At 46.9% G+C, this 12,818-nt stretch carries 9 protein-coding genes; 6 read left to right on the top strand and 3 right to left on the bottom strand.

Annotated elements, in window-relative coordinates; all coding sequences use genetic code 11:
* The first annotated feature begins 29 nt into the window (after nt 1-29).
* From pvuA to fecE, 5 genes are all read left to right on the top strand, one after another.
* Nucleotides 30-2,168, top strand: coding sequence for a TonB-dependent siderophore vibrioferrin receptor PvuA (gene pvuA, locus R7044_RS12510; RefSeq protein ID WP_074190320.1), 2,139 nt, complete (start codon nt 30-32; stop codon nt 2,166-2,168).
* Nucleotides 2,169-2,269: 101 nt separating this feature from the next.
* Nucleotides 2,270-3,193, top strand: coding sequence for a Fe(3+) dicitrate ABC transporter substrate-binding protein FecB (locus tag R7044_RS12505; protein ID WP_033906853.1), 924 nt, complete (start codon nt 2,270-2,272; stop codon nt 3,191-3,193).
* A 74-nt stretch (nt 3,194-3,267) separates the two neighbouring features.
* On the top strand, nt 3,268-4,227 hold the full coding sequence (locus R7044_RS12500) for a FecCD family ABC transporter permease (protein ID WP_375792656.1): 960 nt from the start codon (nt 3,268-3,270) through the stop codon (nt 4,225-4,227).
* Nucleotides 4,224-5,195: a FecCD family ABC transporter permease gene (locus tag R7044_RS12495; RefSeq protein WP_033906635.1), complete on the top strand. Its 972-nt coding sequence runs from the start codon at nt 4,224-4,226 to the stop codon at nt 5,193-5,195. The genes R7044_RS12500 and R7044_RS12495 overlap by 4 nt, the downstream gene beginning before the upstream one ends.
* Nucleotides 5,196-5,197: 2 nt before the next feature.
* Nucleotides 5,198-5,962 (top strand): Fe(3+) dicitrate ABC transporter ATP-binding protein FecE, encoded by a 765-nt coding sequence (gene fecE, locus R7044_RS12490; RefSeq protein WP_005374717.1) that lies wholly within the window; start codon nt 5,198-5,200, stop codon nt 5,960-5,962.
* Nucleotides 5,963-6,079: 117 nt separating this feature from the next.
* Here the strand turns inward: fecE and R7044_RS12485 are convergent, their stop codons facing one another.
* A complete protein-coding gene (locus R7044_RS12485) occupies nt 6,080-7,966 on the bottom strand; it encodes a methyl-accepting chemotaxis protein (protein WP_005383451.1) in 1,887 nt (628 codons plus the stop codon).
* A 364-nt stretch (nt 7,967-8,330) separates the two neighbouring features.
* On the opposite strand from R7044_RS12485, the gene R7044_RS12480 reads away from it, so the two are divergent.
* Nucleotides 8,331-11,081 (top strand): M16 family metallopeptidase, encoded by a 2,751-nt coding sequence (locus R7044_RS12480; RefSeq protein ID WP_033906636.1) that lies wholly within the window; start codon nt 8,331-8,333, stop codon nt 11,079-11,081.
* 87 nt (nt 11,082-11,168) lie between these two features.
* Here the strand turns inward: R7044_RS12480 and R7044_RS12475 are convergent, their stop codons facing one another.
* Nucleotides 11,169-11,621 (bottom strand): bactofilin family protein, encoded by a 453-nt coding sequence (locus R7044_RS12475; protein ID WP_080276973.1) that lies wholly within the window; start codon nt 11,619-11,621, stop codon nt 11,169-11,171.
* Nucleotides 11,525-12,478 (bottom strand): M23 family metallopeptidase, encoded by a 954-nt coding sequence (locus R7044_RS12470; protein ID WP_005374721.1) that lies wholly within the window; start codon nt 12,476-12,478, stop codon nt 11,525-11,527. Before R7044_RS12470 ends, R7044_RS12475 begins: the two co-directional genes overlap by 97 nt.
* Nucleotides 12,479-12,818 lie beyond the last annotated feature (340 nt).

Genomic DNA, 12,818 nt, shown 5'->3' with positions numbered 1-12,818 from the left:
AGGCTCAATTTCTCGCAAAGGAGATCTTAATGTCTTACCAGAATTTGGATGGTAAAGTGCGTGTACGTGCTGGTTTGTCTACCACTTACAGTGTGCTTGCGATTGCAATCGCTTCTGCCACATCCATGAGCGCGGTTGCCGCTCCTGCTAAAAAAGAACAAACTACCGCGATGGAAACTGTCGTTGTCACTGGTAGTGTGATTGGTAACTCTGAAATTGAAGACGTCAAAGAGTACCCTGGTGCTCGTACCGTCATTACCCGTGATCAAATTGAGAAAACCGCCGCAGGTTCGATTGATAACGCGCTGCAGCGCGTGCCGGGTATTAAAGTTCAGGATGAAAGCGGAACGGGCGTATTGCCTAACATTTCCGTACGTGGTTTGAAAGCAAGCCGTAGTGGTCATGCTCAGTTCTTGATGGATGGTGTACCGCTAACACTTGCGCCATATGGTCACACTGGTCAGTCTATCTTCCCAGCAACACTGTCGATGCTTGATCGTATTGACATTGTACGCGGTGGTGCCGCAGTACAGTACGGCCCAAACAACGTCGGTGGTGTGATCAACTTAGTGACCAAACCGATTCCACACACGTGGCAAACTGAAATCAGTAACCGCCTTACCGTGTTTGATGGCGGTGATGCGCCGCTGAATGATTTTTACCTACGCACGGGCGGCTGGTTAAGCGACACATTTGCACTACAGTTGGAAGGTAACTTCCTAAAAGGTGAAAGCTTCCGTGAACATTCCGATACGGACGTGAAGAACTTCCAAGCCAAAGCACAGTGGCTACTGAGTGACACTCAAGAGATTCAAGCATTCCTGCAACGTTACGATGCTGAAACGCAAATGCCGGGCGCACTTTCGCCACAAGATTACGAGCAAGATCGTCACCAATCGAAACGTCCTTACGATGATTATGAAGGTAAGTCGACGCGCTGGAGTGTTAAGTACATCCACGATTTGCCATTTGCCGACAGTGCCGAGCTAGAAGTGCTAACGTTTGGCCATAAGTCAGAGCGTCTTTTCAAGTGGGGCTTTAACAGCGCGGGTGGCCATTGGGCGGATCCGGCTCTGCCAGCGACGGACGTTCGTACCTCTCCACGTGAATTTACCGTGTATGGTATAGAGCCAAAAATGGCGATGTACTTTGGCGAAGGTAAATCCGTTACTCAAAACTGGATCGTGGGTACCCGTTATGTTAATGAAGACATTGACTACAAACTCACTCAGACTCCAATCGCCGGTGGTGCAACCAGCGTTCCGCGTGATTGGCATCTAGATACGGACGCGTTTGCTGGATACGTTAGCAACGAAATTGGTTTGTTCAATGATACATTGAAGGTAACGCCTGGGTTGCGTGTTGAGTCGGTTCGAATGACGTTTACCGATCGTGGTAAAAAACAAACGGCAGACAACACCGTGACGGAATGGTTGCCAGGTTTGACGGTGGCATACAACTTAACTGACCAGTGGGTGACGTATGCGAACGCGCAAAAATCACTTCGTGCGCCACAAATTGCCTACATCCGAGGTTTGGGTGAAGAAGGTAGCGAACTGGCTTGGAACTACGAAGTCGGCGCGCGTTACACCCAAGATGCGACCAGCTTTAACGCTGCACTTTATCGCATCGACTTTGAAGATCAATTGCAATGGCAAAGCTCAACGCAGACCTTCGATAACATCGGAAAAACACTTCACCAAGGCATAGAGCTTTCTGCTCGTTACGTGCCTGAAGCACTACCTGCACTGAGTTTAGGCGCAAGCTACAACTATCTAGACGCTACGCTTGAAGAAGAAGGCGCGAATAAAGGTAATCAACTGCCTTACACCTCTAAGCATCAGCTTGGTTGGGATGCAACCTACGCATTTTACGGCATGGACACCACGCTATCGGGCTTCTACTTTAGTGATTCGTATACCGATAACGCCAACACCAGTGCCGAAGATGCAACTGGCGCAACGGGTAAAGTACCATCTTACATGGTGTGGAACTTCAACTTGGGGACGGATTTATACAAAGACGACAAAGGCAAGTTACGCATGAATGTTGCGGTGAACAACTTGTTTGACGAGGAGTATTACTTCCGCGGGATTGATACAAGCCCAGTTGGTCGGTACCCAGCTCCGGGACGCTCTTACACACTGGATCTGAACTATCAGTTTTAAGCGTTTCGTTCACCGAGTTTGAAAAGAAAAGTCGCCAATTTACCTTGGCGACTTTGCCGATCTTAGATACTGGAAAACTCTTAGCACTGGAAAAAAGCAAGATGAAAAATAAAAAACAATTTACGATCAAACACTTTTCAACCGTTTTGCTGATGCTACTGAGCTCAGCTTTGATGTCATTTAGCGCATTTTCTCAGGCGCGCAGCGTGCAAGATGAGCAAGGCACTTTTGAGCTAGAAGCGATACCTCAACGTATTGTGGTTTTAGAATTTTCGTTTGTCGATGCATTAGCGGCAGTCGATGTCTCACCGGTAGGCGTCGCCGATGACAACGATGCCACACGAGTCATTCCTGCTGTTCGTGCCAAGGTTGAGCCTTGGCAATCGGTCGGCATGCGCTCGCAACCGAGTTTAGAGGCGATTGCGGTGCTCAAGCCGGATTTGATCATTGCTGATGCAGAACGTCATCGCGCGATTTATCAAGATTTGCAGCGAATTGCGCCAACTTTGCTGTTAAAAAGCCGTGGTGAGACATATCAAGAAAATCTCGAATCCGCACACAAAATCGGCGTGGCAATTGGCAAACAAGCGAAAATGACACAACGAATTGAGCAGCACAAACAGACCATGGCGGAGTTCAAACAGCATTTTGCAACACAAGAAACCATTCAGTTTGGTGTGGTTTCTGACAAAGGGATGTGGCTGCATAGCCCGGTTTCTTACGCTGGTGGCGTTTTGAGTACGCTAGGCATCCAAAGCCCGCTGGCTCCATCTGAGCAAAAAGCGTATATCCCAACCAGTTTCGAACTTTTACTAAAAACCAACCCTGATTGGTTGTTAGTTGGACTTTACTCTCAACCAAATATTGTGGATGAGTGGCGCAAAAATCCATTGTTTAAGTTGCTAACTGCTGCAAAAAAACAGCAACTTGTTGAGGTTTCTCCTGAACTGTGGTCGTTAAATCGCGGCATGTTGGCTGCGGAAGAAATTGCCCGCAATCTTGAAGCGTTATTGGAGCGCTCATGAGTGCGGCGATAAGCTCGGAAAGCGCGTCTTCGGTTAGCAAATCGCATTGGAAAGCGAGCTTGTTTGTCTGTGCTATGGCGTTGTGTACGCTCTCAGGCTATGCAGCCTCAATGATTGGCTGGTCCAACTTTTCTTTGAGCGTTAATGATCTGACAAGCTATTGGTTTGCGTTTGATGAGGGCAATATGCTGCATCAAATCCTCGAGACGCTGCGTGCGCCTCGTACCTATGCTGGGTTACTAATTGGCGCTTCGCTTGCGGTATCTGGAGTGCTGATGCAAGGATTGACTCGTAACCCTTTGGCGTCGCCATCCATTCTCGGCATTAATGCTGGTGCGGCTTGTTTTATGGCCTTGGCGTCCATCGGCGTACCATTCTTTAGTCAATTGAACCCAATCATCAACGCAGTACTCGGCGCGCTACTAAGTGGTGGTGCGGTCATGTTGTTGGGTGGTTTTTTCTCCGCGCGTTCTCACCCATTGCGTTTAGTGCTAGCGGGCATTGCCATCAGTGCACTGCTGATAGGGTTAACTCGTGCGTCGGTAATTTTGGCGGATGACATGGCTTACAGCGTGTTGCATTGGTTAACGGGTTCACTCTCTGCCGTAGATTCTGAGCAGTGGCAGCAACTGTGGCCTTTTGTGACCTTAGGTTTGGTGCTCGCCATGGGCTTAGCGCGAAACTTAAATTTACTCGCGTTGGGGGACGAAGTTGCTGTTGGGCTAGGTGGTAACATTCGTCTTACGCGATTAATCAGTGGTTTAGCGGTTGTGCTGTTGGCGGGTACTAGCGTGGCGATTGCTGGGCCAATTGGCTTTGTCGGGTTGTTAGTGCCGCACTTGGTACGCCCGATTGTTGGTCACAACTATCACATTCTCATTCCGGTTTCCGCTTTGTGTGGCGCGGCATTGGTGACGTGGTCAGATGCTTTATCACGATCGATTGCCTTTCCGGCTGAAACGCCAGTGGGCGTGATTACCGCGCTGTTGGGCACACCTTGCTTTATCGCGATTGCAATGAGGAAATCATCATGATGAATCAAACCAAACTGTTTGCATTAGTTGGATTGTTGCTGATTGCGTCTTCTCTCACGCTGTTTGTTGGCGAGGCGAACATGTCGGCTCAACAGGTTTTTGCATTACTGTTTTCTTTCTCTGACTCGGACTTTGTGATTCACCAATATCGATTACCGAGAATGTTGCTCGCCATTGGCGTGGGCGCTGGGTTGGGGCTGTCAGGCGTTTTAGTTCAAGGCGTCATCCGTAACCCACTTGCCTCACCAGATTTAATGGGGATAAGCGCCGGAGCAGGACTGGCGGCTACCGCTTGTTTGGTGCTGTATCCGAATGCGCCAGTGGCAATGTTGCCGATGGTCGCTATGGCGGGAGGCTTGCTTGCTGCTGGCTTTATTGCTGTGCTGGCTTACTGGTCGAAACCAACACCAGCACGTTTGGCGCTGATTGGTGTTGCTGTCAGCGCATTTTTAGCCAGCGGTATCGATTTTCTTCTGATTGTGCACCCTATCGAAATCAACACGGCGATGGTATGGCTAACCGGCAGTTTGTGGGGACGAAATTGGCAACAAGTGCCGTTTATTTGGAGTGCTCTATTGCTGCTACTGCCATTGGCGTTTTGGCTGGCTTGGCGGCTAGATGTTATGGGACTGGGAGAAGAAAGCGCTACTACGCTTGGCACGAAACCAAGACAGATCCAAATTCTTGCGCTGATTGCTGCCGTGCTATTGGCGAGCATCAGTGTGTCTGTGGCAGGCACGATCAGCTTTGTTGGCCTGCTTGCGCCGCATCTTGCGCGTTTGCTGTTTGGCCACAACCACAAGTTGTTGATTCCAGCCGCTGCAACCCTTGGCGCTTTGTTGGTGATTTGCGCCGATGGTTTAGCGAGAGGCTTACAGCCGCCAATTGAGCTACCAGCGGGAGTGCTAACATCTGTTATTGGCGCACCATATTTCATTTTTCTTTTGTATCGTTACAGAGGTTGGTAAGCATGTTACGAACGCAGAACTTATCCGTCGCGTACGGCAAACAGACCATCATTCCAGATCTCTCTTTGTCGATTCCTCAAGGTAAAATTACCGCACTAGTTGGTCCAAATGGTTGCGGTAAATCGACACTATTAAAAACCTTGGTACGCATCAATAAACCTGCTTCTGGCCAAGTGTTGTATGACGACAAACCACTAAGCAGCTACGGTGATAAACGCTTGGCGCGTTCGTTGTCTTTGCTGCCGCAGATTCTTGTCAGTCCTGAAGGTATTACCGTCAGAAAACTGGTCGAATATGGCCGCTCGCCTTATCTCTCTCATTGGGGCAGGTTAAGTCAACAAGACAAAGCCTTGGTCGAGCAAGCAATGCAAGATACTGGCGTGATTGAGTTTGCTGACAAGCCAGTTGAATCGTTGTCTGGTGGCCAAAGACAAAGGGCGTGGATTGCGATGGTAATGGCGCAAGATACCGACGTAGTGATGCTTGATGAGCCAACCACTTACTTGGATCTCTCTCACCAAGTTGAGCTGATGAAACTCATGAGGCAGATGAACGACAAAGGCAAAACAGTGGTGGTAGTGCTGCACGATCTAAACCAAGCGTGCCGTTACTGCGATCATTTGGTGGTGTTGGAAAAAGGTCAGTTAGTCACGCAGGGAACACCGCAAGAGGTACTGACAGAAGGTATGTTGGCATCGGTGTTTGATTTACAAGCGAGAGTATTTAACGACCCAATCTCAGGCACGCCGATGTGTGTGGCGGTGTAGGTTTACGTCTTTCGAAAGCTATCTGCAATAAAAACGTCGATCCATAAAAACAAACCCCTCTAGTAACAAAGTCGCTAGCGGGGTTTGTTGTTTTTAAGAGCGTCCTTAATGTGGCGTTTAAGCCAGTTTAAACGTTGCCACTTTCGAGTTGAGATCCTCAGCTTGCGATTTCAGCTCAGCAGATTGATTCATCGATTCTTCGGCACCAACTACCAAGTGATCGGTCACATCTTTAATGGACGTGACGTTTTGCGTGATTTCATTGGTTACGTGCGTTTGCTCTTCGGCGGCTGTCGCAATTTGCGTTGCCATATCGCTGATCAGCGCAACGGCCGCGTTGATTTCATCCAGAGCCAGTGCTGCGCGATCAGCATCTTCCACCGAACCTTGCGCGAGCTGAGAGCTTGTATCCATGATAGTCACAGCGCGTTGTGTGGTTTGCTGCAAGGTCTCGATCGTCGAGCGAATTTCTTCGGTTGAGGTGTGTGTGCGTTGTGATAGCACGCGAACCTCGTCTGCAACAACGGCAAAACCGCGACCTTGTTCACCTGCACGCGCCGCTTCAATCGCCGCATTCAGAGCCAGTAAGTTGGTTTGCTCTGCGATGTCTCGAATCGTTGATAGCACGGTTGAGATGTCTTGCGCGTGCTGGTTGAGCTCACCGATGACAACGCTCGCTTGGTTGACTTCAGAAGACAAATTATTGATGGACGATTTGGAGTTGATCACCAACTCATGACCATTTTGTGTGCTTGCTGAAGAGTCTTGAGCGGCTTTAGCCGTCTGCTCTGCATGTGCGGCAATCTCTTGCGTTGCCGATGCCATTTCGGTCACAGCGGTCGCCACCATAGTGATTTCTTGTTGCTGATGGTTCAGATCAGAAACCGACTGATTCGCGCGAGTCGTGCTCAGTTCTGATTGCTGGCTTAGTTCTTCCGCTTGGTGACGAATATGACCAATAAGCTGCTGTAAACTTTCAACAAACTGGTTGAAGTTTTCAGCCAGTTCACCAACTTCGTCACGGTTTTCTACTTTGATGCGTTGAGTCAGATCGCCGCTACCGTTGGCGATTTGCGCAAGCGCATTCGAAACATTGTAGAGCGGACGGAACAAGATGTTACATAGCAGGTTAAACAAAGCCACACAGATAACGACGACGATAGTGGTTGCGATGATTTGATCCCAAACTGCATCGTAAAGTGGGGCAACCAACGAGTTTTGATCTAACACTGTGACCGTTGTGAGTTTGGTACCCTCTATGTGGCGCGCGTAAATCACATATTCGATGCCGTTAATAGAGACGCGACGTTCTGTACCTGAACGTGCGGCTGACGTAATGTCGTTGTTGTTGAGGCCTAGCTTGCTAACCGGTTGATTCAGCAGTTTACCGTTGTTATGAGTGAAAATATTGCCCTGTTCATTGGCAATAAACATATAACCTTCACCCGGTAGGATCACTTGGTTGAGGCTGTTCAGGATATCACCGATCTCTACGTCAGCACCCAGAACGACGGTTTGACCATGCAATTGCAGGGCTTTACCGAGCGACACCACATTCGCACCAGTTGCAGCAGCAACGGTCGGATTATCCATAAAGACTTTCGATGGATTGGCAATGGCGTTGGTGTACCAGCCCCACTTGCGAGGATCGTTATTACCTGGTGGCAAAACCACCCCATTAGCGTTGTCTTGTGACCCGTCCGGGTAAGCGAGGAAAACGTTATCGAACGCGCCAGAGTCTCGGACTTGTTTCAAATGTGTAACCAGAGAACGTTTCTCTGAATCAGAAGAGAGTGAAGTCAGTGCGCGCTCTTTAGAGAGTAGCCAGTCCTTTACGTATTGATTGTAAGATGCGCTAGTGCTTTCTAGTCGCTGTGCGACTTCGACATCGAGCCTATTTAATGAATCTCGAAAAGACAGCCCCTCTACCAGCACTCCCCCTAGAATGATGGCGGCACTGGCAGAGATTGCCAGTTTGTTTTTTAATGATAGATTTTTGAACATAAAGCGAATAATAGATCTTTGAATAATAGTTGTTGTGTTTTTATTCTCATCAGTGCTCTCTGCGCTGTTGAATATGCAGCAGAAAGTCAGATTCGAATCTGTTCAATAATTATATTTTATTGCTCAAAATAAATACTGACTCCATGTCGCGAATTTGAGTTTTACACCAAATAAGCAAAAGGATTTGGAACGATATTATTTATGTATTTGTAAAGTAAGGATTTGTCGATTTTTGTAAATGAGAATTGATTTCAATAAATGGTGATCTTTATCACATTTGCGTGTCTGATAATCCATTAAAAATGTGAAGGTTATAGCACCGGATATATATTGATTAGCTTAATCATTGTTATGGGCAATCGTTATGCGCAGTATATTGTTAGTCCCCGCGTTATTAGTGTCAGGGTGTGCTCTGATACAACAGTCGACGCCGATTCAACCTGACGCCAACTGGCACGTGGACCAGTTATCGAACGGTATGAAATACCATCTCTATCCAACAGAAGACCAAGAAGTCTCGGTCCGTTTGGTGATGAATATCGGCTCATTCCAAGAAACATCTTCTCAAAAGGGTTACGCTCACTTTGTTGAGCATATGGCGTTTAATGGTAGTGAGCATTTTACCGGTAACGACGTTGTCAAACTTTTTGAGCAATCTGGTGGTAGCTTTGGCGCTGATATCAACGCTTTTACCAGTTATCAGCAAACGTCTTACCAACTTGACCTTGCGAATAATACGAAGCTAGAAGATGCCCTGAAGTGGATGAGAGATATCGGTAACGGACTTGAGTTTGCTCCTGAGCAAGTAGAGAAAGAAAAAGGGGTGATTCTTGGGGAATGGCGACGTGCTAATCCAGATGATAAGTCCTTTTCTATGCATGCTTACCAAGCCTCGATTGAAGGCACTATGTATGGTGAACATGACCCAATTGGTACTCGCGAAGCGATTCAAAACGCTTCCTCGAGTAAGTTAAAGGCGTTTTACGACAAGTGGTACCAGCCACAAAATGCCGAGTTGATTGTGACTGGTAATATCGACGTAGATTCACTGTCCAAGATTATCAAAAGCAAGTTCTCGAACTGGGAAAGTACCTCGGATACGGTAATAGAGAAGCGCCGTGATATTCGAGTGAACAACGAAAACAGAATCTTGCCAAGTAACACGATGGAATCACCAAGTCTTCATTTAGTGATTGAGCGTGGTCTAAGTGGCAGCGCGACGATTGAGCAACAACATGAAGTGTGGCGTGATGAAGTCGCAACACAACTCATTCAACAGCGTTTGATCCGTGTACTCAGTGATGCCGCTGAACCTTTTCAATACGCTTATGCAGAGCCCTATTACTCTAACTATCAGCGTATGATGTCGGCAGGGATTTCGTTTGCACCAGATCGCCGCGAACAAATGCACCAGACTTTCATTCGTACCTTGGCGTCGTTAAGAGATTATGGTGCGACTCAATCCGAGTTAGATAGCGTTATGTCAAATTGGCAAGGTGAACTTGCAAATATTGATTCAGATTGGAGTCAGCGTAAGCCAAACAGTTACGCAGAAGCACGTGTTTTTCAAATTGGACAAGACAGTGTCAGCCAATCAAAAGAGAATTATGCCCAGAGTTTGGCAGAATTCATCAACAACGAGAATTTAGAGAGCATTAACACACAATTGACGGCTTTGTTATCTCAGCAGCCAAGCTTTTTTATTGGTTTGGGGAAAAGCGAAACGTCAGAACAGTTCAATGGTGTATTTGCCGCTCTAAACAGTGCCTATCTTCAAACTGGCGAAAAACCGTTAGAGATGTATGACAAAGTGGATGGATTCTTAAAGCCTACCCAGGAAGGCAGCATCACGAGCATGCGTCAGGAAGCGGGTGGTTTTCAAGTCTATACGCTATCAAACGGTATCGAAGTGTGGTTCCAAAAAGATACTAAAGCGGGTGGTCGAGCGTATATTTACTATGCGAGCCAAGGTGGTAAAGCCGCTGTTGATCCGACGTTGTATGCCGCTTATGAAATCGCAGCAACAACGGCAATACGCAGTGGGTTAGGGACATTTTCTGGTTCAGAGCTAGATAGCTACTTACGCAAAAACAACATTGCGCTTGGCGCGATGCTTGATGCGACCAGTCACGGAGCTCAAATTACGGCGCCAAATACGCACCTAACTGATGCTTTGAATGGACTATACAACCTAGCGACGGAGATTAAAGTCGACGAGCGCCAGATGGAAGCAGCGAAGCAAGAGTTTAAACAGCAGAGCGGCGCTTTTTTTGAATCACCGATGGGAAAACTGATTCAAAAAGCAAACGGCAATTCTTATTTGCCGGGTAGTCGTCATCGTATAGTGTCCAGTGATGATGTTGAACAAGTGACTTCCGAGCAGATACTAGCGGTGCATGAGCAACTTTTCAAAACCAATGATGGTTTTAAGATGGTTATTGTTGCAAACGTAGAGCCGGAAGAAATTACACCACTTTTGCGTAAGTATGTGGCCTCTATCGAAATGAAACCGAGTCGTTCGATTGATTATCACGTTGCGTTTAACCCGGAAGTGCCGGAGCGAACTGTGGTTGCGGATGGGCATGAACCTTCATCGTTGTATGTAATGCGTTTGACTAATACGAGCGATTACCAACGTACGGCAAGAGACACGGTTATCGAAGATATTTTGCAACGTATTAGTAATGCACGTGTTTTGGATATTGTGCGAGAAGAGTCTAGCCTTGATTACAGCCCGAGCATTTACACCATGACACAAGATCGCGAACCCATCTCTGATTGGCTCTTGGAGTCTCAAGTTGAGCCCGAAGACGTGGCACTTTTAGAGAGTAAACTGGGCAAAGTGTTTGATGGTTTAGCGTCAAATATTACCCAAAAAGAAGTGGATACGGCCGCGAAACAACTGGCAGTCGCGATGCAAGGATTGGATGACAACCCAGCACAGAGATCATGGGCATATACTCGTTATTTGGTGCATGATTACGGCGTCGATGTGTTGCTTGACGTTGAGAAAGTGGCTAAGAGTGTGACGTTAGATGAAGTGAAAGCGCATGCAAAATCAGCTTTTGGTCCACAAGCAAAACGCTCGGTAATGGTTTTAAATCCGGCCGAATAATCACGTAGTTTCTGACGAAAATCGTGGCAATAGTAATAAAAAAGACGGCGTGAAAGCCGTCTTTTTTAAGCACTTTAATCAAAGCTTTTATGCTGATTTACGCGAAAGTCGCTTTTCATTGTTGGTGTTATTTTCTTTTGTGATCGCACTGTCTTGAGCCTTACCCTTTAACGTTACCACTTCCTTTTCAGGTAATTCGGCTGCTTCACCAAAGAATTTGCCACCAGGTTCAATGCTGAGGTTATTGCTCCAGATCCTACCGCTTACGCGTCCCTTGGCAAGCACTTGAATGTGTTCTGCGTGACAGTTTCCGTCCATCATGCCATTAATGATCAGCTGTTTAGCGTAGATTTCACCGTTTACTCGCCCGCTTTCTGCGACAACGAGAGTGCCTTCCACGTTAATTTGACCATCGACGATGCCATCAATCTGGACATCGTTTTCTACTTTGAGTTCTCCGCTAAGAGAACAGCCTTTGGCGATGAGAGTTGAAGCTGCTGAGCTACTCGTTGTTCCACTGTTTTGATTAAAGATTCCCATCGTATTCTTCGCTCCTTAGTAAAAATGTCTTCGAAATCATTAAGGCTCCAATCGACAAATGGTTTCGGATTCAGTGCTCGCCCAACAAATCGCACCTCGTAATGCAGGTGAGGGCCAGAAGAGAGCCCACTGTTGCCGGAAATTGCAATCAGCTGCCCTTTTTTGACGAACTGACCACTTTTTACTTTGAACGCTTTCAAGTGCGAATAAGAACTCGAAAAACCGAAAGAATGTTGTAGCCTGAGGAAGTTACCAGAGCCTTTATTACTGCGGCGGGTAACTTCCACTACCCCATCGGCAGGGGCATAAATTTTGGTACCGATATTTACGGCAAAATCGAGCCCACGATGCATTTTGGCAACTTTTGTCACCGGATGGATACGCTTACCGAATCCGGAAGATAGCCGTACGTTGCCGACTGGAGAGCCACTTGGTATTTGGTTTAATAACACCATGCGAACGTTTGAGGTTATCGCCGCTGCATCGAGCCTAGCATCCAAGTTATTTGTCGAGGTATGTTCTCCAACCCCAAGCACTTTCTCTAATTCACCCAAACGTTCCGAAACAAGTTGTACCCGTTCTTCCCGTTCTGAAAGGTCATTTTCTAGCTCTGATTTAAGTGTTTTCAGTGTGCTGAGCTCTTCACCCATGGTGCGTGAATGCTCTGTCAATTCAGCTTGTTTTAACGCTGCATTATCAACGCGAGTGTACAAGTGATGAATTAAGATTACGGTCGCGGCCAGAGCAACAACAAAAAAAACGAAAAACGTTTTTATGTTGCGTTGCATCCTTTTACTGAAGTACCAATGTCTTGAGCCATTGATAGTTGATATAGAGATCGTCAACTGGTCTTTCATCGTCTTCTATTGCTCGTATTTGGTATACGTCTCGTCACTGAGTTAGTAGGAATGTAAGGAAAACGAGTAGGGACTGCCAGAGGCAAATTGGAAAGAAGTGTCAGGTCGTGAGGCGTTTTCAGATATTAGATAAAAGACTCAATAAAGATTTAATATTCTGCTGATTTTGGTCGTAATTACTCCAAATCGCTTCATTTAACTGAATATTATGATTTTTAAGGCGGTTATCCGAGAAATTGGATTGTGAATATTGCCAATAGCATCCGCACGCAATTCAACTTACTTCACGGTTTGCCTTATAAATGTTGGATAATTTATCAAACCGACATTCATTACATCG

The organism is Vibrio sp. 1402, from assembly GCF_033340275.1.
The sequence above is the reverse complement of the archived record's forward strand: the minus strand, read 5'-3'. Positions and strand labels throughout refer to the sequence as shown.

Bases quoted from the DNA above. Each gene is read 5' to 3' on its own strand.
- pvuA (WP_074190320.1), top strand. From the start codon at position 30: ATGTCTTACCAGAATTTGGATGGTAAAGTGCGTGTACGTGCTGGTTTG.
- R7044_RS12505 (WP_033906853.1), top strand. From the start codon at position 2,270: ATGAAAAATAAAAAACAATTTACGATCAAACACTTTTCAACCGTTTTG.
- R7044_RS12500 (WP_375792656.1), top strand. From the start codon at position 3,268: ATGGCGTTGTGTACGCTCTCAGGCTATGCAGCCTCAATGATTGGCTGG.
- R7044_RS12495 (WP_033906635.1), top strand. From the start codon at position 4,224: ATGATGAATCAAACCAAACTGTTTGCATTAGTTGGATTGTTGCTGATT.
- fecE (WP_005374717.1), top strand. From the start codon at position 5,198: ATGTTACGAACGCAGAACTTATCCGTCGCGTACGGCAAACAGACCATC.
- R7044_RS12485 (WP_005383451.1), bottom strand. From the start codon at position 7,966: ATGTTCAAAAATCTATCATTAAAAAACAAACTGGCAATCTCTGCCAGT.
- R7044_RS12480 (WP_033906636.1), top strand. From the start codon at position 8,331: ATGCGCAGTATATTGTTAGTCCCCGCGTTATTAGTGTCAGGGTGTGCT.
- R7044_RS12475 (WP_080276973.1), bottom strand. From the start codon at position 11,621: ATGGGAATCTTTAATCAAAACAGTGGAACAACGAGTAGCTCAGCAGCT.
- R7044_RS12470 (WP_005374721.1), bottom strand. From the start codon at position 12,478: ATGAAAGACCAGTTGACGATCTCTATATCAACTATCAATGGCTCAAGA.